Raw genomic sequence first — 25,887 nt, forward strand, 5'->3', positions numbered from 1 at the left:
ACCATCCCCGTGGGACCGGCTTCAGCCGGGAAGGCGTCAGTCGCCGCACCGCAAACTCCGTTCTCAAACCTCGATATCCAGCAACGCCGCGCCCAGCGCCTTGCCGTGGGCGTCCAGCGCCAGTGACCGTGTCACGCCGCCCTTGAGAATGCCTGGCAGCACGAAATTGAGCGCATGCACATTCGGCAGCTCAAAGCGTCGAACGCGCGCCGCATCGCCCCCCAGCAGTTCTGCGAAATGAGCGGCGACGCGTTCCACCGTCAGGGCCTCAAGCAATCGCGGGTAGTCCTCGGGGCTGAATGCGATGACCGAAATGTTTGACGTATCGCCCTTGTCGCCCGTCCGGGAATGGGCCAGTTCCCGCAGTTTTGTCGTGCTCACGAGGCATCCTCCAGATGGACACGCGGCTGCACTGCATCGCGCGGCAGCAATAAAGACGCCACGGCAACGACCTGGCGCACGCCCTTGGTGGCACCGCCGCCGCCGTAAGGCCCGTTGGTGTAAAGGGTCTCCACTTCATTGCCGATGCGCACGGCCTGGGCCTTGTCCGCACAGCGGGCCGCCACGCGCAACCGCACCTCCCAGGGCTCGGCGGTAGTGCGCGTGCCCAGCGCAGAGCCATGCAGGGCATCCACGCCAATCAGCTCGGCGCGCACGTCATCAAAAACCACGCCAGTCAGGTGCAGGCGCTCCAGCACCACGTCCCGAGCCAACGTCGCGCGAGCCACGGCACCGGGCCCGCCATAGGAGATCTGCCCCTCGCCGATCCAGCCGTCGAGATAGCCTACCGAGACCTTCAACGTCTGGGGTCGAGCGCGACCATCAGCGCCTTCAGCCCGCACCTCGTTGGCCGCGACCATGCTGAACGACACGCCGGAGAAGTCCGCCGTGACGTCCGGGGTGAGGTACGCCGCCGGATTGTGTACCTCATAAATCATCTGCTCGGTGCAGGTGGCCGTGTCGATGCGCCCCCCTGAGCCCGCCACTTTGCTGACCACCGCCCTGCCCTCGGCATCGACTTCGGCCAGGGGAAAGCCCAGGCGCGCCAGGTCCGGCACGTCTTTAACGCCCGGATCGGCAAAATAGCCGCCGGTGATCTGTCCCGCGCACTCCAGCAGATGCCCCACCAGCGTGCCGCGTCCCAGGCGCGTCCAGTCGTCCTCAGCCCAGCCGAACTCGAACAGCTGAGGCGCCAGAAACAGCGACGGGTCAGCGACACGTCCGGTGATCACCACATCAGCGTCCGCCTGCAGCGCTTCCACTATCCCTTGCGCCCCGAGGTAGGCGTTGGCAGAAATCAGACGGTCGCCCAGCGAGCCCAGCGTCGCGCCGTTATCCAGTAACTGGCCGGGATCGGCTTGCAGGACAGCCAAAACGTCATCCCCCGTCAATGCGGCAACCTTCAACCCTTGCAGACCCAGCTCGACCGCGATGCGCCGCACCTCGCGCGCGGCCGCCAGCGGATTGGCCGCGCCCATGTTGCTGATCAACCGCAGTCGACGCTGCCCCTCTTCGCGCCCGCGCTCCACGAACGGCAGCACGCGGCGCATACGTTCGCCCAGCAGTGGATCGAAACCCGCCTCGGGGTCGCTGAGCCGTGCCTGTTGCGCCAGCGCAATGGTGCGCTCGGCCAGGCACTCAAACACCAGGTAATCCAGGTCGCCCTTTTCGGCCAGTTCGACCGCCGGCTCGATGCGATCCCCTGAATAACCGGCACCCGAGCCGATACGTAGACTTTTCATTTAAAACACTCCCAGCAGCAATGCGGTCAGGGTCATCAGCACCGATGCGCCGAACAGGAACGGAATGGTGAAGCGCTGGTGGTCGGCCAGTTCGACCTTGCACAGCCCAACCAGCAAGAACGTCGCAGGGGTCAGCGGGCTCACCGGAAAGCCCGTGGTGTGTACGCCCAGCAGCGACGCCTGCGCCACCTGCAGCGGATCGACGCCCAAGGCGCGGCCAACCTCGGCGATCACCGGCATGACGCCAAAATAGAAAGAGTCGGGGTCGAACAGCAGGCTCAACGGCATCGACAGAAAGCCGACCACCATCGGGATCAGCTTGCCGTGACCGGCGGGAATCTGCGCCACGGCCACTTCGGCCATGGCCTTGAGCATGCCGGTGCCCTGCATGATGCCGGTGAACACGCCCGCCGCCAGCAGGATGCTCGCCATGGTCAGCGCCGTTTTGGCGTGGGCGTCGATGCGCGCGCGCTGGGCATCGACATTGGGGTAATTGATGCACAGCGCCAGCACTGTGCCGACCATGAACATCACCACCGGGTCGACCCAGCCGGAAATCATCACCGCCATCACCACCACCGTGAGCAGCAGGTTGAGCCAGAACAGGCGTGGCCGGCGCAGCACTTCTTCCTGCTCGGTGAGCACCCGCTGCGGCACCACATCAACCGTGGCGCCTGCACCCAACCCAAGGCGTTTCTCTTCCCGACGCCCGAGCATCCAGGCGCTGAAAAACACGAACGCCAAGCCCACGATCTGCACCGGAATCAATGGTTGAAACAGCTCCGAGACCGGCACATGCAATGCCGCCGACGAGCGCAGCACCGGGCCGGTCCACGGTAGAAAATTCACCCCTGCCGCCATCGCCGCCACGCAGGCGAGAATGCGTCTGTCGATGCCCAGCCGCGTATACAGCGGCAGCATCGCCGGGATTGTCACCAGAAAAGTCACCGCACCCGAGCCGTCGAGGTGCACCAGCAACGCCAGCAGCGCGGTGCCGACCACAATTCGGGTAGGACGCGTCCCGACCGTGCGCAGGATGCGGTCGATGATCGGGTCTAGCATGCCGGCGTCGGTCATCACCCCGAAGAACAGGATGGCGAACACAAACATGCCGACCACGGGGGCGACGTTCTTGATGCCGGTGATGATGAACCCGCTGGTTTGCAGACCGAAGCCGGCAATCAGCGCGGCAATGATGGGCAGCGCAATCAGGGCAACCAGGGGCGAAAGGCGTTTGCTCATGACGGCGGCGAGCAAGCTGAGGATGGTAATGACACCGAGGGTGGCGAGCATGATGGATCCTTTGTCGTCCCTGACCGGCAGGCGGCGGGAGAGCTGTTGTTGTTTTCAGCGAGTATCAAAACGGGGGTAAGCTTTGTAAATTGAAATGTTCGGTGAGCCACGTTCGGAAAAACCGAACGCCGCCTCCCGTGCGCCTAATCGAGGCATTGAGCGTTGAAAAACTCGATCCAGCACATTCGCGCCTTCCTCACCGTGGCCAACACGGGCAGCTTCGCCAAAGCCGCTTTGGAGTTGAACCTTTCACCGTCTGCACTGACCGTGCAGATCCAGCAACTGGAGGAATGGCTCGGCGTACCCCTGCTGGAGCGCAGCCCGCGTCAGGTCACGCTGACTGCTGCCGGCCAGAACAACCGCGGCCCGATGGAGAAACTGCTGCTGGATCTGGACAACATCGTCAGCGGCTCGCGGGATCTGGCAGCGCTGCGCCGGGGCGTGGTGACCATTGCCGCGCTGCCTTCGATGTGTTCCGGCACGTTGCCGCCGATCCTGAAAACCTTCCGCGAGCAATTCCCCGGCGTTGAGGTGCGCCTGCGTGACGTGGTGGCGCAGCGGATCGATGCGTTGGTGCGTGAGGGCGAAGTGGATTTCGGACTGGGTGTGCGGGCCCGTGTCGGTCACGGGTTGGCGTTCGAGGTGGTGATGGTCGACCGGCTAAGCCTGTTTGTTCCTGCGGATCATCCGCTCGCACGCAAGCGTTCGGTCACCCTGCAGGCGCTGGCCGGACAACCGATCATCCTCACCGGGCGAGACAGCAGCGTGCGCGAGCGGGTGGAGCACTTATTTGCAGAAGAAGGCCTGGTGCTCACGCCCGGGCTGGAAGCGAACTACATGTCGACGGTCATGGCGCTGGTGCGGCAAGGCCTGGGGATGACATTGCTGCCGGAATCCGCCAACGAAGGCCGAAGCGATCTGGTGCAAGTGCGGGTCGAGCATCCCGGGGTGTGTCGGGAAATAGGGCTGATCACCCGAACGGGTGTAAGCCTGAGTCCCGCCGCCCAGAGATTTGTCGAGACAATGACGCACACACTGTCATCGTAAATTGCGTAGGAGCCGGCTTGCTGGCGAAGGCGTCCGTGATCAGGCATCGCCCTTCGTGACGCGGCAGGTTCGCCAGCAAGCCGGCTCCTACAGTAGATTTCGGCCATTCCCATGATCTGAGATGGACAGAATTCGGCAGGCCGTCAACCGCTGCTGCCTGAACACCACCTGAACGGCTGAACAACAAGCAGGATTTTGCAAAAAAACCAGTACTCGCATTCAATAATGAGTATCATTATGTTACACGGCGGTTGAATGCGAATGGCTACCTGACGCATTCACGCTGCACACCCTACCAGATTCGTATCGGTGACAAATGCTCGTTCCTTTTTTGATCATGCTGCGCGAAGGGATTGAAGCCGCGCTTATCGTTGGCATCATTGCCAGTTACCTGAGACAAACCGGCCGCGGCGAGTGGATGCCTGCGGTGTGGATCGGCGTGTTTCTGGCCGTCGCCCTGGCGTTGTTCGTCGGCGGTGGCCTGGAAATGGTCAGCGCTGAATTCCCGCAAAAGCAGCAGGAATTGTTCGAAGGCGTCGTCGGTCTGGTGGCCGTGGTCATCCTCAGTTCCATGGTGGTGTGGATGCGCAAGGTCGCGCGCTCGGTCAAGCATGACCTGCACCAGTCGCTGGACGCTGCGCTGGCCGGTTCGAGGAACCAGACCTACGCGCTGATCGGCATGGTGTTCTTCGCCGTCGCCCGCGAAAGCCTTGAAACCGTGTTCTTTCTGCTGGCCGTGTTCCAGCAGAGCGAAGGCGTGTCCGGCCCGCTGGGCGCGCTGTTCGGCCTGATCATCGCGGTGTGCATTGGCGTCGGCATCTATAAAGGCAGCATGCGCCTGAACCTGAGCAAGTTCTTCCGCTACACCGGCCTGTTCATCCTCGTCGTGGCGGCGGGCATCCTTGCCAACTCCGTGCGCTCGCTGCATGAAGCCGGCGTCTGGAACCACTTCCAGGACGTGGTTTTCGACATCAGCGCCATTCTGCCAATGGACGGTCCGACCGGTTCGGTACTGGCCGGCATGTTCGGTTATCAGGACGCGCCGACCGTCAGCGTATTGGTGGCGTACCTGGCCTACCTGGTCTTTGCGCTGTTCCTGTTCTTCAAGCCGCAGGCGCGGGTGGTGAGTCTGCCCACCCGTCCGGCCCACGAACACGGCCACACCTCTTCCGTTACGCATTCAGTTACGAACAAATAAGGGCTCCCATGAACTCCACAGCCAACGGCCTTCCTCCGAAGAAAGCCAAGCCCTCCCGCGCTCTGCAGTTCGCCGTTGCGGGCTCGGTCGTGCTAATGATCGCCGCCGGCGCGATGTTTTATTTCGCGTCCCAGGCCGCGCAGAAAAAACGCGTGGCCAACGCCGGCAATGAAACCGTCGTGACCATCAACGCAAAGAGCTGCGAACCGAACTCGATCACCGTGCCGGCTGGCAAGAATGCCTTCCGCATCGTCAATGCGTCCGATCGCGCCGTGGAGTGGGAAATTCTCGACGGCGTGCTGGTTGTCGAAGAGCGCGAAAACATCGTTCCGGGCCTGAGCCAGATCATCAACGCCAACTTGCAGCCCGGCGACTACGCCATCACCTGCGGCCTGCTGAGCAACCCGCGCGGCACGCTGCACGTGACCCCGACTGCTGAATCGGACGCCGCCGCCAAAGCGCGCCCCTCGATGGTCGCCTTCATCGGGCCGCTGTCCGAGTACCGGGTGTATCTGAGCACCCAGAGCAGCGCGCTGATCCGCACGGTCAACGACCTGCAGCAAGCCATCGACAGCGGAGACCTGGCGCAGGCGCAAAAAGCCTACGCACCGGCGCGTGCTGCCTACCAGCGCATCGCCCCTGCCGCCCAGCGCCTGTCAGAGCTGGACAACGCCATCAACGCGCGCGCCGACTACTACGAAAAACGCGAGCAGGACGCCGGTTTCGGTGGCTTCCACCGCCTCGAATTCGGTCTGTTCTCGCAGAAGTCGGTCGACGGCCTGGCGCCGGTCGTGCAGAAACTGCAAGCCGATATCGCCAGCCTGAAACAGCAACTGCTGGCCCAGAGCATCGCCCCCGAGCAACTGGCAAGCATGGTGGTGCGCAACATGCGCAGCATCGCCGAAGTGCGCAGCAACGGTGAAGAAGAACGCTACAGCCACCTGGACGTGAACGGCTTTGCCGCCAACCTGGAAGGCACGCGCAAGGTCGTCGACCTGTTGCGCCCGCTGCTCACCAAGACCTCGGGCGAGGTGCTCAAGAAGATCGACACCGCGAGCACCGCACTGGATGACCAGTTGCTGATGCTCAAGACCGCCGACGGCTTCAAGCCGTACGACCAGGTCAGCACCGAACAACGACAACAGATAGCAGACAAGGCCAAGGCATTGGCCGACGCACTCGATGGAATCGATCCGGCCCTCGGCCTCTCAGGCCTGTGAGCGTGCCCAGGCGGGTGCCCTAAGCGCCCGCCCGGCCCTGAAACCAGAGCGAAGACAGCATTCCCATGAAAGATGACTCAAACAACTCGCCGATCTCCACTGACCGTCGCCGCGTCCTGCTGGGCCTCGGTGCCGCAGGCGCAGCGGTTGCCGGTGCCAGCCTGACCGGCAATGCGTTCGCCGCGACCCCACCGGCACCGGCCCAAGTGACCGAAGCGCCGAAAAGCGAAAAGACCCAGGACCACAACGAGTTCCATGGCATTCACCAGAGCGGCATCGTCAACCCGCGCCCGACTGCCGGGATGATGGTGTCGTTTGACGTGCTGGCGCAGGATCGCGAAGACCTCGAACGCATGTTCCGCACGCTCAACGAGCGCATCGCGTTCTTGATGACTGGCGGCGCAGTGCCGCAGGTCGATCCAAAACTGCCGCCTCTTGATTCCGGCATCCTTGGCCCGGTGGTCACACCGGACAACCTGACCATCACGGTGTCGGTCGGCGACTCGCTGTTTGACGACCGCTTTGGCCTGGAATCGGTCAAACCCAAGCGTTTGCAGCGCATGGTCGGCTTCCCCAACGACGCCCTGGAGGCCGATTGCTGCCACGGCGACTTGAGCATTCAGTTCTGCTCGAACGCGCCGGACAGCAACATTCACGCCTTGCGCGACATCGTTAAAAACCTGCCCGACCTACTGCTGGTGCGCTGGAAACAGGAAGGCACCGTGCCCGCCCAGGCGCCGTTGAAACCGGGCCAGGCGCCGGAAAGCGCGCGTAACTTCCTGGGCTTCCGCGACGGTTCGGCCAACCCGGATTCCAACAACCAGAAGACCATGAACGAGCTGGTCTGGGTGCAGCCGGGCAGCGACGAGCCAGCCTGGGCCGCCAACGGCAGCTATCAGGCGGTGCGGATCATCCGCAACTTCGTCGAGCGTTGGGACCGTACGCCCCTGCAAGAGCAGGAAGCGATCTTCGGCCGGGTCAAAACCACCGGTGCGCCGATGGATGGCAAGACCGAGGCCGACGTCCCGGATTACCACAAAGACCCGGAAGGCAAGATCACCAAACTCGACTCGCACATCCGCCTGGCCAACCCGCGCACGGCCGAGAGCCAGCGCAACCTGATCCTGCGTCGCCCGTTCAACTACTCCAACGGCGTGAACAAGAACGGTCAGCTGGACATGGGTTTGCTGTTCATCTGCTACCAGGCAGATCTGGAGAAAGGTTTCATCACCGTGCAGACCCGCCTCAACGGCGAGCCGCTGGAGGAGTACCTCAAGCCCATCGGTGGCGGCTACTTCTTCACCCTGCCGGGCGTGGTCGACCGTAACGATTTCATTGGCCGGTCATTGCTGGCTGCATCTGCCCAAACAACAAAAACTGCCTGACAACCCTTACCTCACAGGAAGAGCTCTATGAAAAAGTCGCCTCTCGCGTTGTTGCTTACCTTTGGCGTGTTGCAGACCTCGATGTCCGCGTTCGCCGCCACTGCGCCGCTGGACCTGGTGACGCCGGTGTCGGACTACAAAATCTACGTGACCGAGAACGTCGACACGCTGGCCGCTGACACTCAGAAATTTACTGACGCGATCAAAAAAGGCGACCTGGCGGCGGCGAAAAAACTGTTCCCCACCACGCGTTTGTCCTACGAATCGATCGAGCCCATCGCCGAGCTGTTCAGCGACCTGGACGCCTCGATCGACTCACGCGAAGACGATCACGAGAACGGCGTGAAGGCCGACGATTTCACCGGTTTCCACCGTCTGGAATACGCGTTGTTCTCGCAGAACACCACCAAGGATCAAGCCGTGTTTGCCGACAAGCTGCTGGCTGACGTGAAAGAGCTGCAGTCGCGCATTGCCGACATGACCTTCCCGCCCGAGAAAGTGGTCGGCGGTGCTGCCGCACTGATGGAAGAAGTCGCGGCAACCAAGCTGTCGGGTGAGGAAGACCGTTACAGCCATACCGATCTCTATGATTTCCAGGGCAACGTGGACGGCTCGAAGAAGATCGTTGACCTGTTCAAGCCGCAGCTGGAGCAGTCGGACAAGGCATTCGTGGCCAAGGTCGAAAAGAACTTCGCGACGGTGGACAAGATCCTGGCGAAGTACAAGACAAAGGACGGTGGCTACGAGACGTACGACAAAGTGAAGGAGCAGGACCGCAAGGCGCTGGCAGGTCCGGTCAACACGTTGGCTGAAGATTTGTCGCAGATGCGCGGGAAATTGGGTTTGAACTGATTTTCGATGCGATGAAAAGCCCGCTTGCCGAGGGATTGGCAGGCGGGTTTTTTGTTTTTGAGTGTAGAAGCAAGATCAAGAGCGTCGGCCTAACGGTCTCGGTTTCGCCTTCGGCGAGTTAATTGATAGAGCCCCGCCTTCGGTTTCAAAGAGCAGCCAAGAGCTTGTGGTCCTGGTTAGGTCTTTTCCTCCGTGGGGGTTCCTTCACTCCGGTCCCGCTCCGTGGGCCCGCGCCGAACGGGCATCCATGTCCTGACGGCGCCTCGGTTTTTGACGGGTGCGCAGATCCTGTAGGAGCCGGCTTGCTGGCGAACGCGGTGGGTCTGGCAGGGAGATGGCGGCTGGCTAAATGCGTTCGCCAGCAGGCCGGCTCCTACAGTAGGTTGCATTCAGCCAGCAAGGCCAGCACAGCCAGCGTGAGCGGCACTTCAGCCGGGAAGAGACGCGAAGCGTCGTGGAATGCATACCCACGCGGAGCGTGGGCACGATCGGCAACGGACATCCATGTCCTGACGGCGCTTCGGTTTTTGACGGGTACGGAGATCCTGTAGGAGCCGGCTTGCTGGCGAACACGGTGGGTCTGGCAGGGAGATGGCGGCTGACTAAATGCGTTCGCCAGAAAGCCGGCTCCTACAGTAGGTTGCATTCAGCCAGCGAGACCAACGCGGACGGTGAGATCGGCGTTAGCCGGGAATGGACGCGGAGCGTCATGGAATGCATATCCACGCGGAGCGTGGGCACGATCAAGGGCAGATCAAAGGCAGATCAAAGGCAGATCAACAGCTTCCCGGCTAAAGTCGGTCCCACAGGACACCGTGCATTCAGTGGGGTCTGGCTTCAGCCGGGAAGAGGCCAGATTGTTCGTCATTGGTTTTGCGGCATCATGATCGACGCTTTCCCGGCTGAAGCCGGTCCCACAGGACAACGCGTGCATTCAGTGGGACCGGCTTTAGCCGGGAAGCCTTTGCTTTGCTTTGCTTTGCCTTTGCCTTTGCCTTTGCCTTTGCCTTGCTTTTGATCTTCGTGTGCAAGAAGTCCAGACGACACCAGACGCGACTTGGGTGCTGGCCGAGCGTAGACGACGCGCAGTGGGCCGAGCCGCAGGGATGCGGCGAGAGCGCCGTCAGGGCATGGATGCCCGTTCGGCGCGGGCCCACGGAGTGTCGTCGGAGTGAGGGAACCCGACGAAGTCGGGCCAAACCAGGAGCACAAGCCCTTGGTTACTTGGGGCTTTATCAAGTAACTCGCCGAAGGCGAAATGTCTGCCGTTAGGCGGACGCTCGTGATCTTGATCTTGCTTCAGAGATCCAGACTAGATCCCGCTAAACCAGTTGTACCCCTGATCCTCCCAATACCCCCCGGGATTATCATTACTCACCACAATCTCGACAATGTGCTTGGGATTCTTGAACCCCAACTTCGTCGGCACCCTCACCCGCAACGGATAGCCATACTCCGGCGGCAACGCCACCTCGGCAAAATCCAGCGCCAGCAGCGTCTGCGGATGCAACGCCGTCGGCATGTCCAGACTCGAGTAATACCGATCGGCACACTTGAAACCCACAAACTTCGCCGTCGTGTCCGCCCCCACATGCTCAAGGAACGTGCGCAGCGGCACACCGCCCCACTGCCCGATCGCGCTCCAGCCCTCGACGCAGATCAACCGCGTGATATCGCTGCGCTGCGGCAACTTGCGCAGCCCCTCCAACGTCCACGGCGCCTTGTCACGCACCAGCCCCGACACGCCCAACTTCCAGTTGGCGGTGTCCAGTTCCGGGATATCGTCCTCGCCGTAGAACGCGTTGAACGGAAACGGATTCCGCGCCTGATCCTTGCTGAACGTCGGCGCCAGCTTCTGCCCGCTGAACAGCCAGGCCTGAACCCGATCATTCCAGCGCGACATGCTCCACAGCACCTTGTCCACCTGATCGCCGTCCTGCAGGTTGCAACCGGTGAGCATCGCCATCGCGCCCACGGTCAGTCCGCCCTTGAGGAAATGCCGACGCTGCAGGCTTTCCAGCTGAATCTGCTGCGCCGGTTCCAGCTTGATGCGCGCAATGGCGCGTTTTTTAGGCTCAATCATGCTCGACCTTCCCGCTCTCAATCCCACGCGTGCCGCCAGTGATCATCGGCAGCAGGGTCTTCGGCACCATCAGCACCAACACCAGATGCACCACCACGAAGCCGCCAATGAACGCCATTGCTGCGAAATGCACATACCGCGCGAAGTCGTAGCCGCCGAACACAGCGGTCAATTCCTGCAGCTGAATCGGCTTCCAGATCGCCAACCCTGTCAGCACAATCAACACGCCTGCGGCCAGCACCAGCCAATACAGCAGGCGCTGCACCGCGTTGTACACGCCCTTCTCGTGCTTGAGGCGAAAGCGCAGCGCATCGAGCATGTCGCGTTTGACGGCGTTGGGCGTGACCGGCAGGAAATCGCGTTTGAAGTGCCGACTGAACACGCCATACAGGAAGTAGACAAGGCCGTTGATCACCAGCAGCCACATCACCGCGAAGTGCCACGCCAATGCCCCGCCCAGCCAGCCGCCCACGGTGAAGTCACGCGGGAAGGTGAAGCTGAACAGCGGCGACGCGTTATAGATGCCCCATCCGCTCATGAACATGCAGACCATGCCAAAGGCATTGATCCAGTGCGTGAGGCGGATGGGCCATGGATGAATTCTGGTTTTTTTCATGGTGCGAGACTCATCACGGGTAAATTCGGTACATCAGCAACAGCAGGAGCACTTGCCCGCGAATCCGGCATGCCTGCCAAGAATGATTCACGGACACACCGTCATTGCAGGCAAGCGCGCTCCTGCACACTGCGCCGCGGCGCCGCAAGGCGCCGCAACCCGTTTACATCGGCGGCTGGAAGCCGTCTTTACCGACCGCTACGCCGCGAGCGGTTTTGCCGTCTTCGCCTGGGAACACCACGATTTTCGCGCCCTTGACCAGCTCATCGACCTTGCCTGGCTGCACATAGGCAATCGGCACGTCTTCGGGCACGACCAACTGCTTCTCGCCGCCTTTGTAACCGACGCTCAGGGTCCGGCCGTTGGCCTTGCTCAATTTACCCACGGTGCCGTTGGTCATGGTGCCGGTGCTACCGTCGGCGTTTTCCCAACCGTAGTGACCTTCGCCGCTGCCCTTCAGGCTCGGTTCGAACACGGTCACTTCCAGCGCTTTCAGGGTGCCGTCGGCCTGGGGGATGGCGGCGGAGCCGATGAAGCTGTCGGATTTGATCGACTCGACGTCAGTCTTCGACACCAGGCGGATGCCGGTCTTGTCGCTCAGGCCGATGCTCTGGTGGGCACCGGAGCGGGTGGTGAAATTCAGGGTGTTGTTGTCGACGCTGTCGACCGTGCCGCGCAGTGGCTTGACCACTGGCATGTCACCGGCGGCCATGCCGGCTGCGGAGGCCATGACAGCAGCGCTGAGCATCAGCATGCCGAACGTGGTGGACAGGGCTGTCTTCATCTTCATCGGTAAAATCCTCAGGGCAGTTCGGGAGAGTTGGACCAGAGCGTCTTGGTGTTGCATGGCAGCCATCCTGTACCCGCAACCGGCACCGGACAATGACCGCCCGATTACATTTTTGTCATTCGGCGGCGAGGCGGGTCATGGCCGCGATCAATGACAAAAATGTAACCGACCTCGTCTCCCCAGTTGTTTACACTCCTCATCCGGCGCGGCCTGTAGCCCGCTGCATCAGGCCTCACCCCTCCTGACATCCCACGCCGGCGACGCTGCCAACGACGTGAAGCGAGCATGACCGACGATGCACATTCTGCTTATCGAAGACGACACCAAGACCGGCGAGTACCTGAAAAAGGGCCTCAGCGAGTCCGGTTACAAAGTTGACTGGACCCAGCACGGCACTGACGGCCTGCACATGGCCCTGGAACACAACTACGACCTGCTGGTGCTCGACGTGATGCTGCCGGGCATCGACGGTTGGCAGATCATTGAAATTCTGCGCGCCAAACAGGACGTGCCAGTGCTGTTCCTCACCGCTCGGGATCAGTTGCAGGACCGTATTCGCGGGCTGGAACTGGGCGCAGACGATTATCTGGTCAAGCCGTTTTCCTTCACCGAATTGCTGCTGCGCATCCGCACCATTTTGCGCCGAGGTGTGGTGCGCGAGGCCGACCACTTTCACCTCGCCGACCTTGAGCTGGACCTGCTGCGCCGCCGCGTCACGCGCCAGCAACACGTCATCACGCTGACCAACAAAGAGTTCGCGCTGCTGCACCTGTTTCTGCGTCGCGAGGGCGATGTGTTATCGAGAGCCCAGATCGCCTCGGAAGTCTGGGACATGAATTTCGACAGCGACACCAACGTCGTCGATGTGGCGATCAAACGACTGCGCAGCAAGGTCGACACGCCCTACCCGATCAAGCTCATCCACACCGTGCGCGGCATCGGTTACGTCTGCGAGGTGCGGCCATGCGAGCCCGACGCCAGCCATCCCTGACCCTGCGCGCGACGCTGGCGTTTTCGGTCGTCGCCATGCTCGCCGTCGGCAGCGCCGGCATGTACCTCTACGAGACCATGAAAGGCGCGGTCATGACCCGCAGCGACCATGCCGTGCTGGCGCGGCTGGATCACTTTCGCAAATTGCTGCAGTACGACCTGACCCTGAACACGCTGCAGAGCAGCCCGCAGTTGTTCGAAAACATGCTCGACAGCGAAGACGACATCTTCATCATCACCGAGCCGGGCAAGCCGGCCGTCATCATGGTCAATCCGCTGCACGCGCCGCTTCCGCAAATGCCGGTCGTGCCCACCAACCGGCCGCTGAGCGTTGACGACATGCGCAGCGGCCGGCTCGATTCAGGCGTCCCCATGCGCGCGGCGACGGTCGAGGCCGTTTCCGGCGGCAAGCTCGTACACCTCACGGCAGCGCACATTGCGGTCAAGGAAATGGCCACGCTGGCCGGGTTCCGCAACCGCATCCTGTTCGCCGTTGCACTGGCGTTCGTGTTCACCGCACTGCTCGGTTACCTGCTGCTGCGCCGGGGTCTGCGGCCGCTGCGCAAGATGGCCAGCCATGCCGCAGCCATCACGCCGGCCCGGCTGGACAGCCGCATGGACAACAGCGACACGCCGGTGGAAGTGCAGCAGTTGGGTGAGGCCTATAACGCGATGCTTGATCGGCTTGCCGACGGCTACCAGCGGCTGACGCAGTTTTCGGCCGACCTCGCCCATGAGATCCGCACGCCGGTGGGCTCGCTGATGGGCCATTGTCAGGTCGCGCTGCGACAACCGCGTACGGCGGACGAATATCAGGCGCTGCTGGCCTCCAACCTTGAGGAGCTGGAGCGTATCTCGCGGATGGTCGAAAGCATTCTGTTTCTGGCCCGCGCCGATGAAGCCCAGGCAGCGCTGAATCGCCAGACGTTGGCGTTGGCGGACGAACTGCAGCGGGTGGCGGGCTATTTCGAGGGGTTGGCCGAGGAACGTGAAATCACCTTGCGCACAGAGGGGCAAGCGCAACTGGACGCCGATCCGCTGCTGTTGCGCAGGGCCTTGAGCAATCTGGTGGCGAACGCCATACGCTACGCCGACGAAGGCAGCACCATCGACATCCGCGTCATTGAACGCAACAAACACTGCCGCATCGAAGTGGAGAACCAGGGGCCAACGCTGGACGACGCCACCCTGGGCAAACTGTTCGACCGCTTTTACCGGGGCGATGCCTCACGCCACCAGAGTTCGGACTCCAACGGCCTGGGCCTGGCCATCGTCGCCGCGATCATGCAGCTGCACGGCGGCGAAGTGACCGCTGCCCAGCCCTCGCCGGGGCGAATCTGTTTCAGTCTGGTGTTTCCGATCCGTTGAGCGGCTCTCAAGAACGCCGCGTCCCCTGTAGGAGACGTCGGAGGCTACGACGGCAGCGAATGCGGTGTTTCAGTCATCCAGGTGCGCGCCGCTGAACCGCTTTACGCCATCAATCCCTGAACTACCTCATGCCTTCTTGTCGTGGGTCGCGACCAGTTTGTAGAACGTCGCCGCGCCGCCTTCGGTGGCATAGCCGGCATTGTCCTGCGTGTACACGCCTGCCTTGAAATACAGCGGCTTGCCTTTCCAGGACAGGTCGAGCTTGGCGCCCCACTGCATGTCGTAGGCATTGACGGTCAGGTTGCCGGCCTGAGTCAGGTGGATGGTGTAAGTGAAGCGTTGCTTGAGCAGCACGCCGGTTGCGACCTGAATGACTTCGGGCTCGGAAGTCGGCGTCGCGCGATATTTCACGACGAGGTTGCCGGTCTTGGTTTTTTCCTTGTACTGGTATTCGAGCTTGAGCAGCGGCTCGGTACTGCCATAGGCGTGGATCTGGCCGATGACGATTTTGCCCGTCGAAGGCACTTGGTCCACGGCCAGCGCCGCACGCAGGAAATTGTCCGCGTCAGAGTACGTCCAGTTGTGAACGGTACCGTTGGCGTAAGTCTCACGCAGTTCAGTACGGGGGAATTTGGCATTGTCAGTCCTTGACCCTGTAACCGGCGCCCAGAAGAACAAAGTGTCCCCTGAACGGAAGTAACCATCCTGGTAACCGCCGACAAGTTTTGGCGTGTCGATGGTGGCGGCTGCGATACCGACCGGTATAGAAAGATTCCAGATAGCGAGATCAATCATGGGTGCACTCATGGTGCGCGTTGCGCACAGCAAAGAAGGTGTCTGGAACAGGCCTGTGACTGCCGTTCCCGTCGTCTTTGCTATCGGCTGAACCGGTTTATCTTTAGTCGTCCCCGGAGTCAAGAAACCGCCGAAACGGCGCTTTCCACCATAAAAAGCCACTATTGCGCCACCACCCAGCCCAAAACCCACGAATCCCCGGAATGTGTAAAGCCAGCGAATCACGCGGGCCGTAGCTATTAATTTGGCGCCATTTTTTTGGAGAGGCGCTTAGACGGCGCTGAAAAAAATAGTTCATTGGCCCGACCGCAACCCGACAGGCGGTATGGGATCGAGCGAACTTTCCCCCGCGTTTCGTCGCCTGTAGTCAACGGCGCCACAGGTTTAACGTTCGTATCAGTCGTGGGCGATGCTTGAGCAGGTTGGCCTTCCGTCCGTCTCAGCCAGCAATTTTCCATTTGACGACCGTACTTTGTTACCGGATATTATAGTTAGCTTCCTAATAATGCAGCGTCTAATCATTCACCTGCTAACCAACCTGCAGCGCATCATTGGCCACCTCATGAACCTCGACACCTTGCAAATGCGCATCACCGGCGGCGTCGTCGCAGCCTCTCGGCAGTGGCGCCGTGTGTGCCAGACCACGCTGATCAACGTCGGGGTGACCGAGGCCTGTGCCGGCCCGCTGTTGATGATCGCCCGGCTGGGTGAAGGCGTTCGGCAGGTGACGGTGGCCCAGGCCTGCGGGCTCGAAAGCCCTTCTCTGGTGCGCCTGCTCGATCAGCTTTGCAAAGCCGGGCTGGTGCAGCGCACCGAAGACCCCACCGATCGACGCGCCAAGGCCTTGAGCCTCACCGATCAGGGCCGCGCCCTGGCCAATTCGATCGAAGAAGAACTGATCCGCCTGCGCCGCGACATCTTCGGCAGTGTCGACCCCGCTGACCTCGAAGCCACGCTGCGGGTGTTCAACGCCATCGCACTGGCCACGCCGATGCTCCCGGAGGCCTCGTCGTGAACGGCAGGTTCAAAGGCTTTTTCGACGGCGTACCGCCCGGCCGCGACTGGTTCTACGGCGTGCGCACCTTTGCCGCCTCCATGCTCGCGCTGTACATCGCGCTGATGATGGAGCTGCCCCGACCTTACTGGGCAATGGCGACCGTCTACATTGTTTCGAGCCCGTTCGTGGCACCCACCAGCTCCAAAGCGCTGTACCGCGCCGCCGGCACGCTGCTGGGCGCGGCGGCGTCGGTCATCGTCGTGCCGATGTTTGTGCAGACGCCCTTTTTGCTGGCGATCGTCATTGCCTTGTGGACCGGCACCCTGCTCTTCCTCTCCCTGCACCTGCGCACCGCCAACAGCTACGCGCTGATGCTTGCCGGCTACACCATGCCGCTGATTTCCTTTCCGGTAGTCGACAACCCCCAGGCGGTGTTCGACATCGCTGTGTCGCGCACCGAAGAGATTTTCCTCGGCATCGTCTGCGCCGCTGTCGTGGGCGCGATGTTCTGGCCGCGTCGCCTGGCGCCAGTGCTGGTCGATGCCATGGGCAAGTGGTTCAAGGATGCCTCCGCGTACAGCGACCTGTTCCTCTCGCGCAGCGCCAACCCGGAAGCGGTGGGCAGCCTTCGCACGGCGATGGTGGGCACGTTCAACAGCCTGGAGTTGATGATCGGCCAGTTGCCCCACGAAGGCGCGCACCGCCAGACCGTGCGCAACGCCAAGGAACTGCGCGGGCGGATGATCCACCTGCTGCCGGTTATCGATGCGTTGGACGACGCGTTATGGGCACTGGAGCGACGCTCTCCCGAGCATGTCGCCGAGCTCGCGCCGCTGTTGATCGAATGCCGCGACTGGGTCGAACAGACCGCCCAGGGCGCGCCGGTCAAGTACTGGCAGGCGCTGCACGACGAACTCGACCGTCTGCAACCGACCCCCGCTCAAATCGACGACCGCCGCCAGCTGTTGCTGTCCAACGCCTTGTACCGCCTGCGTGAATGGATCGACCTGTGGCAGGACTGCCGCAGCCTGCAACACGCCATCGAGACCGATGACCACTCGCCGTGGCGTGCGGTTTACCGCCATTGGCGGCTCGGTCGGCTGTCGCCGTTTCTTGACCGCGGGATGATGCTGTATTCCGTGGCGACTTCGGTCAGCGCGATCATCGTGGCATCGGTTTTGTGGATCCTGCTGGGCTGGCAGGATGGCGCCAGTGCCGTGGCTCTCGCGGCCGTCTCGTGCAGCTTCTTCGCCGCCATGGACGACCCGGCGCCGCAGATTTACCGGTTCTTCTTCTGGACGATGATGTCGGTAATCTTCGCCAGCCTTTACCTGTTCGTGGTGTTGCCCAACCTGCACGATTTCCCGATGCTGGTGCTGGCGTTCTCGGTGCCGTTCATCTGCGTGGGTACGCTGACCGTGCAGCCGAAGTTCTACCTCGGCACGCTGCTGACCATCGTCAACACCTCGTCCTTTATCAGTATTCAGAGCGCCTACGACGCCGACTTCCTCAACTTCGTCAATTCCAACCTCGCGGGGCCGGCGGGCCTGGCGTTCGCCTTTGTCTGGACGCTGATCGTGCGGCCCTTCGGCACGGAGGTGGCGGCCAAGCGCCTGACCCGTTTCAGCTGGCGCGACATCGTTTCCCTCAGCGAAGAGGCTTCGCTGGCCGAACATCGGCAGATGGGCGTGCGCATGCTTGATCGGTTGATGCAACACCTGCCGCGTCTGGCGATCACCGCTCAGGACTCCACCAGTGCGCTGCGTGAAGTGCGCGTGGCCTTGAACATGCTGGACCTGCTGGCCTACATGCCACGGGTCGAGCCCGCGCCACGTCGGCTGCTCGGCCAGGTGGCCAGTGAAGTCGGTGCGCATTTTCGCGCCTGCCTTAAAGCGCGTGAGCGTTTGCCCGCGCCCAAAGGTCTGTTGATGACCATGGACCGCGCGCGTCGCGCCCTGACCTTCAACAGCACCGCCGATGACAGCGCCCGCATGAACCTGCTGCACGCGTTGAGTGGTCTGCGCCTGGCGCTGCTGCCGGGCGTCGAGATTGTCGATGTGCTCGCCGAGCAGGAAGAACAACCGCCGTATGGCATCGATGGAGCGCCGTCATGATCGGTGATCTGGACATCAGCGGGATCTTCCTGCCGACCTTTCTGGTGCTGATGGGCATCGCGTACCTGATTTTTCTGGTGGTGCACGCCGTGTTGACGCGCGCCCGCTTCTATCGCCTGGTCTGGCACCGGGCTTTGTTCAACGTAGGTCTATACGCACTGCTGCTCGGCGTCGTGGATACCCTTAGTCGATACCTGATGAAATGAAAAAACCTCTGCTGACGCTGGGCCGCGTGGTCCTCACCCTGCTGGTTGTCATCCTTGCCGCCATCGTCGTCTGGCGCATGGTGATGTATTACATGTACGCGCCGTGGACCCGCGACGGGCATATCCGCGCCGACGTGATCCAGATTGCGCCGGATGTGTCCGGCCTGATCGAAAAGGTTGCGGTGAGCGACAACCAGCCGGTCAAGAAAGGCCAGTTGCTGTTCACCATTGACCAGGACCGCTTTCGTCTGGCCCTGCGTCAGGCGCAGGCCACCGTGGCCGAGCGCAAGGAGACCTGGCAGCAGGCCCAGCGCGAGAACCGCCGTAATCGCAGCCTCGGCAATCTGGTGGCCCGCGAGCAACTGGAAGAAAGCCAGTCCAAAGAGGCCCGCGCGCTGTCGGCGTTGAACGAGGCGCAGGTGGCGGTCGACTCGGCGCAGCTGAACCTGGACCGTTCGGTGATTCGCAGCCCGGTAGACGGCTACCTTAATGACCGCGCGCCGCGCGACCGCGAGTTCGTCAGCGCCGGGCGCCCCGTGCTCTCGGTGGTCGACAGCAACTCGTTCCACATCGATGGTTATTTTGAAGAAACCAAGCTGGACGGGATTCACATCGGCTCAGCGGTGGACATCCGTGTGATCGGCGACAGCGCCCGCCTGCGCGGTCATGTGGTGAGCATCGTTGCGGCCATCGAAGACCGCGACCGCAGCAGCGGCTCGAACCTGTTGCCCAACGTCAACCCGGCCTTCAGCTGGGTGCGTCTGGCGCAGCGAATTCCGGTGCGCATCGCCTTCGACGAAGTGCCGGCCGACTTCCGCATGATCGCCGGACGCACCGCGACGGTGTCGATCATTGATGGCGATCAGGACAATGCTCGCGTGGATAATCAGCCCGACACGTCAGGAGCCCCGAAATGAAACACCGCGCACGCCTGCTGACGGTGGGCATGGGCCTGCTGCTGTCGGCCTGCACCGTGGTCGGCCCGGATTACACACTGCCAAAGGATGCAGCGGTTAACCGCCCTGATCTGCAGGGCGAGCTGGCCGGCGCTTCGGCCAACGTGGTGTCGGCGCCCGTGCCGGCTGACTGGTGGCGTCTGTATCACGACCCCAAACTCGACGAACTGGTGCGCCAGGCGCTGGTGTCGAGTACCGACCTGCGCGTGGCTGCCGCTAACCTGCAGCGGGCACGCTTCCAGATGAGCGAGGCGGACGCGGCGGGCGGCTGGAGCGGCACGGCCAAAGCCGGCGCACAGCGTTTGCAGGAAGCCGGTCAAGCCTACTTGTTGCCCGAGAAAGTGCCGGTGGCGAACGTCGGCGACGTCGGCCTGACCACTTCGTACCAGTTCGACCTGTTCGGCGTGCTGCAACGCGGCATCGAAGCGGCGCAGGCCAACGCCGACGCGACCCAGGCCGCGGCCGACACCGCGCGCATCACGCTGGTGGCAGACGTGGTGCGCGCGTACACCCAGGTCTGCGCGGCCAATGAAGAGCGCGACATCGCCCTGCACTCTCTGGACTTGCAGCAGCAGAGCCTGAACCTGACCCAGCGCCTGCGTGACGCCGGTCGTGGCGACGAGACCCAGGTGACGCGTTCGCAAACTCAGTTCCGGTCCTTGCGCGCCGAACTGCCGCGTTACGAAGCGGCGCAAAAGGCCGCGTTGTACCGGCTGTCGATGCTGCTGGCGCGTCCGCTCAATCAATTGCCTCAGGGCGTGGTCGACTGCGCGGAACTGCCGCACATCGCGCAAGTGATGCCGGTCGGTGATGGCGCAGCTTTGCTCAAACGTCGCCCTGACGTGCGTCAGGCCGAACGGCGGCTGGCGGTCTCCACTGCCGCGATTGGTGTGGCCACCGGCGAGTTGTACCCCGACATCAGCATCGGCGCGACCGTCGGCACCGTCGGGATTCTCGATGAACTGGGCGATCCATCGACCAACCGATGGGGCTTTGGCGGGGTGATCAACTGGACCATCCCCTCCAACGGCGCGCGTGCGCGCATTCACATCGCCGAAGCCTCCAATCAGGTGGCCCTGGCGCATTTCGACGGTGTGGTGCTGAACGCCATCCGCGAGGCACAGACCGGGCTGTCGCAGTACACCTCGCTGCTGCAACGCCGCGACGCGCTGATTGAAACCGAAGAATCCGCGCGCCAGGCGGCTGAACAGACGCACCGTTTCTTCCTCGCCGGCCGCGAATCCTTCCTCGCCGACCTGCAGGCCACACGCACCTACACCGACGTTACCGCGCAACTGGCGGCGGCGAATACCCAAGTGGCCATGGGGCAGATCGACCTGTTCCTGGCGCTGGGTGGGGGTTGGGAAAACAGCCCTGAATAGGAGTTGTACACACCGACCCCTTCCCGGCTGAAGCCGGTCCCACATAGAGCTTGCAGTCAGCCTGTGAAACTGGCGGCGCCCTTTACTGTGGGACTGCCGGTGAACTCGACTGTAGGACTGGCTTCAGCCGGGAAGGCGTCGGGTGCCACACCGCGGAATTGATGTCGTTCACACCTGCCTCTTCCCGGCTGAAGCCGGTCCTACCAATTGACCGCGTTCGTTGTAGGACTGGCTTTAGCCGGGAAGGCGTCGGGTGCCACACCGCGGAATTGATGTCGTTCACACCTGCCTCTTCCCGGCTGAAGCCGGTCCTACTAATTGACCGCGTTCGTTGTGGGACTGGCTTTAGCCGGGAAGGCGTCGGGTGCCACACCGCGGAATTGATGTCGCTCATACCTGTCTCTTCCCGGCTGAAGCCGGTCCTACTAATTGACCGCGTTCGTTGTGGGACTGGCTTTAGCCGGGAAGGCGTCGGGTGCCACACTGCGGAATTGATGTCGCTCATACCTGCCTCTTCCCGGCTGAAGCCGGTCCTACAATGGGTGCGCAGCCCGCTCACGCACCGCGTATTCGCTTGAGATTGAACCCCTGCGGACGAGTACTGCCTGACTCTTAATGACTCAGACCCATCAGCCCGGAGGCACCCCCGATGCGCACGCTTGAACTGGCAGACAAAACCGTTCCCGTCATAGGTCAGGGCACCTGGCACATGGGGGAGGATCGCCGCCAGCTGCAGGCGGAGGTTTCGGCGCTCCAGTTGGGCATCGATCTTGGCCTGACGCTGATCGACACCGCCGAGATGTACGGCGAAGGCGGCGCCGAGGAAGTGGTGGGCCAGGCCATTGCCGGGCGTCGTGACGAGGTGGTGCTGGTGAGCAAGGTCTACCCGCACAACGCCAGCCGCGCGGGCATTCCGGCAGCCTGCGAACGCAGCCTCAAACGCATGAAGACCGATTACATCGATCTTTATTTGCTGCATTGGCCGGGCTCCTATCCGCTGGAGGAAACCGTCGAAGCGTTCGAGCGTCTGCGTGAAGCCGGCAAAATCGGGCGCTGGGGTGTTTCGAACTTCGACGTCTCCGACATGATTGACTTGAACAACCCTCACTGCGCCACCAATCAGGTGCTTTACAACCCGGAAGAACGCGGCATCGAATACGACCTGCTGCCGTGGATGCAGAGCGCCAACATGCCTCTTATGGCCTACTGCCCGATCGGCCAGGCCGGCAACCTGTTGATGAACCCGGCCATTCTCGAAGTCGCGGAGCGTCATGACGCGACGCCGGCGCAAATCAGCCTGGCGTGGGTGCTGCGCCAGGACGGGGTTATCGCAATTCCCAAGGCGGTGGATCCGCACCACATCGAGCTGAACGCCGCAGCCGCCGAGATCGAGCTGTCGATTGATGATGAACTGCTGATTGACAGCTCATGGCCGGCGCCGACCCGCAAAAAGTCCCTGTCGATGGTGTGATGACCGCGCTTATGCGGGGCGTGCTTGCTCTTGGCTGAGTTCGGAAGAGTGCAGACTGCCAGCCAAACCCGGTTTCGCTGGCTGCACCTTTTCGCGGGCAAACGCGCTTATGCAATGACCACGAGCGAATCGTAACCCTTTGATACAACCCGTCACAAAACTGTCAAAACCCCTTGCGATGATGCCGCTTTCGACCCGTGCCTTCACCTGGCACTCCCCGTCTGCGAGCCTCCATGAATCAACGCATCGCGCACCATCAGGACCCCGATCTGTTTGGCCTGCTGTACGGGTTTCGCTTTCGCCCCGGTGAGTCAGGGCGCGAGCTGGATTCGACGGCGGCGATGGAATGCCTGCGCCGACCGACCGAGCCGGACGAGTTCGTCTGGCTGCACCTGAACCTTACCCACGCCAGCTGCGAGCGCTGGCTGAAAACCAACCTCGACCTGCCCGACGAGTTCCTCGAAGCCCTGCACGAAGGGTCACGCTCCACCCGCATCGAGCATGTCGATTCGGCGCTGCTGGCGGTGGTCAACGATGTGGTTTTCGATTTCAATCGGGTCTCCACCGACATCGCCACGTTGTGGGTCTGCGTGCGCAGCAACCTGATGATCTCGGCACGGCACCAGCCGCTGCGCTCGGTGGATCGCCTGCGCTCGTCAGTGAAACAGGGCGAGACCTTCCGCTCCCCGCTGGAGCTGCTGGCGCACCTGCTGCGTGATCAAAGCGACGTGCTCAGCCAGTTCATGCGCAAGACCAGCATCAGCGTCGACAAGATCGAAGATCAATTGCTCGCGCAGCGCCTGAGCAACAACCGCACCGAGCTGGGTGCCATGCGCCGGGTGCTGGTGCGCCTGCAAAGGCTGCTGGCGCTGGAGCCCGGCTCGCTGATGCGCCTGCTGCACCGGCCGCCGCAATGGTTGCTGGAGGAAGACCTTCAGGAGCTGCGCCAGTCCACCGAAGAATCAGCACTGGTGATCAGCGACCTCACCGCCCTGGGCGAGCGGATCAAATTGCTGCAGGAAGAAATCGCCGCCAACCTGAACGAGCAAAGCAGCCGCACGCTGTTCACCCTCACCGTGGTGACGGTACTGGCACTGCCGATCAATATCGTCGCGGGCTTCTTCGGCATGAACGTCGGCGGTATCCCGCTGGCGACCGACCCCCATGGGTTCTGGGTGTTGGTTGCGCTGGTGGCGACGTTTACGTTCATTGCGGGAAGGTGGGCGTTTCGCAAGAGCCGGGATTTTTAACAGCAGAGCCACTGGCTCTTCCACTGGTCCCTGAACCCCAGCAAATACACGCAAATTGTGACCTGTGTCGCATCTCTGTCACATTTTGTAATGATCATGGGCGCCATCCCACATGAACAGGACTGTGCCCCATGGCGACCCCCACACTGACCCAAGGCTCCCTGCAGCAGGGTCCCGGCCTGAGCGCCCAATTCGGGCGCAAGCCTGGCGTGCTGACGATGGTGATCTTCTTCGTCGTGCTTGCACTGGGTCTGTTTTACACCGGCTACAGCCTCAAGCAGGACATGGACGATCTGGGCACCGTCGTACTGACCTGGACGCCCTTCATTCTGCTCGGCGTGGCCTTGGTCATTGCGCTCGGTTTCGAGTTCGTCAATGGCTTTCACGACACCGCCAACGCTGTCGCTACGGTGATCTACACCCACTCCCTGCCGCCAAATTTTGCCGTGGTCTGGTCGGGGACCTTCAACTTCCTCGGGGTGCTGTTCTCCAGCGGAGCGGTGGCGTTCGGCATCATCGCCCTGCTGCCGGTGGAGCTGATCCTGCAGGTCGGCTCGTCTGCCGGTTACGCGATGATCTTCGCCCTGCTGATCGCAGCCATTTTGTGGAACCTGGGGACTTGGTGGCTGGGCCTGCCGGCGTCGTCTTCGCACACGCTGATCGGCTCAATCATCGGCGTGGGCATCGCCAACGCGCTGATGCATGGTCGCGATGGCACCAGCGGCGTGGACTGGTCTCAGGCGACCAAGGTCGGTTACTCGCTATTGCTCTCCCCGCTGGTGGGCTTTACCTGCGCCGCGCTGTTGCTGCTGGCGCTGCGCATGTTCGTGAAGAACAGGGCACTGTACAAAGCGCCCGAGGGCAACACGCCGCCGCCCATCTGGATTCGCGGCCTGCTGATCCTGACCTGCACTGGCGTTTCCTTCGCCCACGGTTCCAACGACGGTCAGAAAGGCATGGGCCTGATCATGCTGATTCTGGTCGGCACACTGCCCATGGCCTATGCCCTGAACCGTGCCATGCCCGCCGACCAATCGGTGCAGTTCGCCGCCGTCGCGCAGGTCACGCAACAGGCGCTGACCAAAGCGGCACCGCTGCCCGCGCCGGCCGACTCGCGCCAGACGCTCTCCACCTATATTCGCGACAAGCAGGCCACCCCTGACCTGGTGCCGGCGCTGGCGGTGATGGCCGGCAAGATCGGCGATCAGGTGGCCAGCTACGGATCGCTCGCCAAGGTGCCGGCCGAGGCCACTGCCAACGTGCGTAACGACATGTACTTGACGTCCGAGGCCATCCGCGTGATGGACAAGAACAAGGTCGGCAACTTCGACGCTGACACTCAGGCCAAGGTCGATCAGTTCAAGCAGCAGATTGACACCGCGACGCGCTTCATTCCGCTGTGGGTCAAGGTGGCCGTTGCCATCGCGCTGGGCCTCGGCACGATGGTGGGCTGGAAGCGCATCGTGATCACCGTGGGTGAGAAAATCGGCAAAACCCACCTGACCTACGCCCAGGGCGCCTCGGCTGAGGTGGTCGCCATGCTGACCATTGGCGCAGCGGACATGTATGGATTGCCGGTCTCAACCACTCACGTGCTGTCGTCGGGGGTGGCGGGCAGCATGGTCGCCAACGGCTCCGGCCTGCAGATGCGCACCCTGCGCAACCTGGCGATGGCGTGGGTGTTGACCCTGCCGGCGGCCATTTTGCTGTCGGGCAGCCTGTACTGGCTGTTCACGCAGATTTTCTGATTTCGACGAGTCTCCCGTACTCACCTTCAGGCGCTTCGGCGCCTGTTTTTTTGCCCGTCGATTATGGCTGTCCAGATCAGCCGACTGGCGCCAATCCCTCGTAGAAGGGCGCTTGCCCGCGAATGGAGTCTGTCTGGGACCACAGCTTCGCCTGACCCACCGCATTCGCCAGCAAGCCGGCTCCTACGGATTTTGCGCAGGCGCCGGAATCCCGAGCAAATGCAAATCCACGGTAGGAGGCGGAATCCCGGCCAATGCAAATCCACTGTAGGAGCCGGCATCCCCTGCCAACACAAATCCACTGTAGGAGCCGGCATCCCCTGCCAACACAAATCCACTGTAGGAGCCGGCATCCCCTGCCAACACAAATCCACTGTAGGAGCC

The 25,887-nt window shown here is 62.3% G+C and carries 24 protein-coding genes; 15 read left to right on the forward strand and 9 right to left on the reverse strand.

The window, feature by feature from the left end:
• Window positions 1-63 precede the first annotated feature (63 nt).
• From QRN48_RS23925 to QRN48_RS23935, 3 genes are read right to left on the reverse strand one after another with little or no spacing between them, the layout of a single operon-like run.
• Window positions 64-381, reverse strand: a complete 318-nt coding sequence (locus QRN48_RS23925; protein WP_285353761.1) for an AtuA-related protein — start codon at window positions 379-381, stop codon at window positions 64-66.
• Entirely contained in the window at window positions 378-1,742 is a 1,365-nt protein-coding gene (locus QRN48_RS23930; protein WP_285353762.1) for an acyclic terpene utilization AtuA family protein, read from the reverse strand. The genes QRN48_RS23925 and QRN48_RS23930 overlap by 4 nt, the downstream gene beginning before the upstream one ends.
• The gene (locus tag QRN48_RS23935; protein WP_191946116.1) at window positions 1,743-3,035 is read right to left on the reverse strand and encodes a CitMHS family transporter; all 1,293 of its coding nucleotides are present in this window, start codon (window positions 3,033-3,035) and stop codon (window positions 1,743-1,745) included.
• A gap of 162 nt (window positions 3,036-3,197) precedes the next feature.
• Here QRN48_RS23935 and QRN48_RS23940 point away from each other — a divergent pair, with 162 nt between their 5' ends.
• From QRN48_RS23940 to efeO (QRN48_RS23960), 5 genes are all read left to right on the forward strand, one after another.
• Window positions 3,198-4,082, forward strand: a complete 885-nt coding sequence (locus QRN48_RS23940) for a LysR family transcriptional regulator (protein ID WP_191946115.1) — start codon at window positions 3,198-3,200, stop codon at window positions 4,080-4,082.
• A 316-nt stretch (window positions 4,083-4,398) separates the two neighbouring features.
• Complete coding sequence (gene efeU / locus QRN48_RS23945) at window positions 4,399-5,280, forward strand: iron uptake transporter permease EfeU (RefSeq protein ID WP_037011353.1); 882 nt, start codon at window positions 4,399-4,401, stop codon at window positions 5,278-5,280.
• A gap of 8 nt (window positions 5,281-5,288) precedes the next feature.
• Window positions 5,289-6,500 (forward strand): iron uptake system protein EfeO, encoded by a 1,212-nt coding sequence (efeO, locus tag QRN48_RS23950; protein ID WP_191946114.1) that lies wholly within the window; start codon window positions 5,289-5,291, stop codon window positions 6,498-6,500.
• A 65-nt stretch (window positions 6,501-6,565) separates the two neighbouring features.
• Window positions 6,566-7,885, forward strand: a complete 1,320-nt coding sequence (efeB, locus tag QRN48_RS23955; RefSeq protein ID WP_191946113.1) for an iron uptake transporter deferrochelatase/peroxidase subunit — start codon at window positions 6,566-6,568, stop codon at window positions 7,883-7,885.
• Between the two features lie 27 nt (window positions 7,886-7,912).
• Entirely contained in the window at window positions 7,913-8,737 is an 825-nt protein-coding gene (gene efeO, locus QRN48_RS23960) for an iron uptake system protein EfeO (protein WP_037011361.1), read from the forward strand.
• A gap of 373 nt (window positions 8,738-9,110) precedes the next feature.
• On the opposite strand, the gene QRN48_RS23965 is transcribed toward efeO (QRN48_RS23960), so the two are convergent.
• The 4 genes from QRN48_RS23965 to QRN48_RS23980 all read right to left on the reverse strand — a co-directional run bounded on the left by QRN48_RS23965 (window position 9,111) and on the right by QRN48_RS23980 (window position 12,220).
• Entirely contained in the window at window positions 9,111-9,239 is a 129-nt protein-coding gene (locus QRN48_RS23965) for a hypothetical protein (RefSeq protein ID WP_285353767.1), read from the reverse strand.
• An 810-nt stretch (window positions 9,240-10,049) separates the two neighbouring features.
• Window positions 10,050-10,820: a molybdopterin-dependent oxidoreductase gene (locus QRN48_RS23970; RefSeq protein ID WP_285353769.1), complete on the reverse strand. Its 771-nt coding sequence runs from the start codon at window positions 10,818-10,820 to the stop codon at window positions 10,050-10,052.
• Complete coding sequence (locus QRN48_RS23975; protein ID WP_191946111.1) at window positions 10,813-11,436, reverse strand: cytochrome b/b6 domain-containing protein; 624 nt, start codon at window positions 11,434-11,436, stop codon at window positions 10,813-10,815. The genes QRN48_RS23970 and QRN48_RS23975 overlap by 8 nt, the downstream gene beginning before the upstream one ends.
• A gap of 163 nt (window positions 11,437-11,599) precedes the next feature.
• Window positions 11,600-12,220 carry a hypothetical protein gene (locus tag QRN48_RS23980; RefSeq protein WP_037013108.1) on the reverse strand — a complete coding sequence of 207 codons (621 nt, stop codon included), beginning with the start codon at window positions 12,218-12,220 and terminating at the stop codon, window positions 11,600-11,602.
• Window positions 12,221-12,521: 301 nt separating this feature from the next.
• Between QRN48_RS23980 and QRN48_RS23985 the strand changes: the two genes are divergently transcribed.
• Together QRN48_RS23985 and QRN48_RS23990 are read left to right on the forward strand one after the other, a co-directional pair.
• On the forward strand, window positions 12,522-13,217 hold the full coding sequence (locus tag QRN48_RS23985) for a heavy metal response regulator transcription factor (RefSeq protein WP_037011366.1): 696 nt from the start codon (window positions 12,522-12,524) through the stop codon (window positions 13,215-13,217).
• Window positions 13,190-14,584 (forward strand): heavy metal sensor histidine kinase, encoded by a 1,395-nt coding sequence (locus QRN48_RS23990; protein ID WP_285353771.1) that lies wholly within the window; start codon window positions 13,190-13,192, stop codon window positions 14,582-14,584. Before QRN48_RS23985 ends, QRN48_RS23990 begins: the two co-directional genes overlap by 28 nt.
• A 126-nt stretch (window positions 14,585-14,710) precedes the next feature.
• Here the strand turns inward: QRN48_RS23990 and QRN48_RS23995 are convergent, their stop codons facing one another.
• Window positions 14,711-15,379, reverse strand: coding sequence for a polysaccharide lyase family 7 protein (locus tag QRN48_RS23995; protein WP_037011371.1), 669 nt, complete (start codon window positions 15,377-15,379; stop codon window positions 14,711-14,713).
• Window positions 15,380-15,941: 562 nt separating this feature from the next.
• On the opposite strand from QRN48_RS23995, the gene QRN48_RS24000 reads away from it, so the two are divergent.
• The 8 genes from QRN48_RS24000 to QRN48_RS24035 all read left to right on the forward strand — a co-directional run bounded on the left by QRN48_RS24000 (window position 15,942) and on the right by QRN48_RS24035 (window position 25,503).
• Window positions 15,942-16,394, forward strand: coding sequence for a MarR family winged helix-turn-helix transcriptional regulator (locus QRN48_RS24000; RefSeq protein WP_285353787.1), 453 nt, complete (start codon window positions 15,942-15,944; stop codon window positions 16,392-16,394).
• The gene (locus QRN48_RS24005; RefSeq protein ID WP_285353774.1) at window positions 16,391-18,490 is read left to right on the forward strand and encodes an FUSC family protein; all 2,100 of its coding nucleotides are present in this window, start codon (window positions 16,391-16,393) and stop codon (window positions 18,488-18,490) included. Before QRN48_RS24000 ends, QRN48_RS24005 begins: the two co-directional genes overlap by 4 nt.
• Complete coding sequence (locus tag QRN48_RS24010; RefSeq protein WP_037011375.1) at window positions 18,487-18,696, forward strand: DUF1656 domain-containing protein; 210 nt, start codon at window positions 18,487-18,489, stop codon at window positions 18,694-18,696. Before QRN48_RS24005 ends, QRN48_RS24010 begins: the two co-directional genes overlap by 4 nt.
• Window positions 18,693-19,613: an efflux RND transporter periplasmic adaptor subunit gene (locus QRN48_RS24015; protein ID WP_285353776.1), complete on the forward strand. Its 921-nt coding sequence runs from the start codon at window positions 18,693-18,695 to the stop codon at window positions 19,611-19,613. Before QRN48_RS24010 ends, QRN48_RS24015 begins: the two co-directional genes overlap by 4 nt.
• A complete protein-coding gene (locus tag QRN48_RS24020) occupies window positions 19,610-21,034 on the forward strand; it encodes an efflux transporter outer membrane subunit (protein WP_285353778.1) in 1,425 nt (474 codons plus the stop codon). Before QRN48_RS24015 ends, QRN48_RS24020 begins: the two co-directional genes overlap by 4 nt.
• A 649-nt stretch (window positions 21,035-21,683) precedes the next feature.
• Entirely contained in the window at window positions 21,684-22,505 is an 822-nt protein-coding gene (locus QRN48_RS24025; protein WP_037011379.1) for an aldo/keto reductase, read from the forward strand.
• Between the two features lie 233 nt (window positions 22,506-22,738).
• Window positions 22,739-23,755 carry a transporter gene (locus QRN48_RS24030; protein ID WP_285353780.1) on the forward strand — a complete coding sequence of 339 codons (1,017 nt, stop codon included), beginning with the start codon at window positions 22,739-22,741 and terminating at the stop codon, window positions 23,753-23,755.
• Window positions 23,756-23,886: 131 nt separating this feature from the next.
• Window positions 23,887-25,503: an inorganic phosphate transporter gene (locus QRN48_RS24035; protein WP_285353781.1), complete on the forward strand. Its 1,617-nt coding sequence runs from the start codon at window positions 23,887-23,889 to the stop codon at window positions 25,501-25,503.
• 183 nt (window positions 25,504-25,686) lie between these two features.
• On the opposite strand, the gene QRN48_RS24040 is transcribed toward QRN48_RS24035, so the two are convergent.
• A partial coding sequence (locus QRN48_RS24040) for a hypothetical protein (protein WP_285353783.1) occupies window positions 25,687-25,887 on the reverse strand: 201 nt, incomplete at its 5' end.

Origin of the sequence: Pseudomonas sp. ME-P-057 (assembly GCF_030208975.1) — a bacterium.
GTDB classification, from domain to species: Bacteria; Pseudomonadota; Gammaproteobacteria; order Pseudomonadales; family Pseudomonadaceae; genus Aquipseudomonas; species Aquipseudomonas lutea.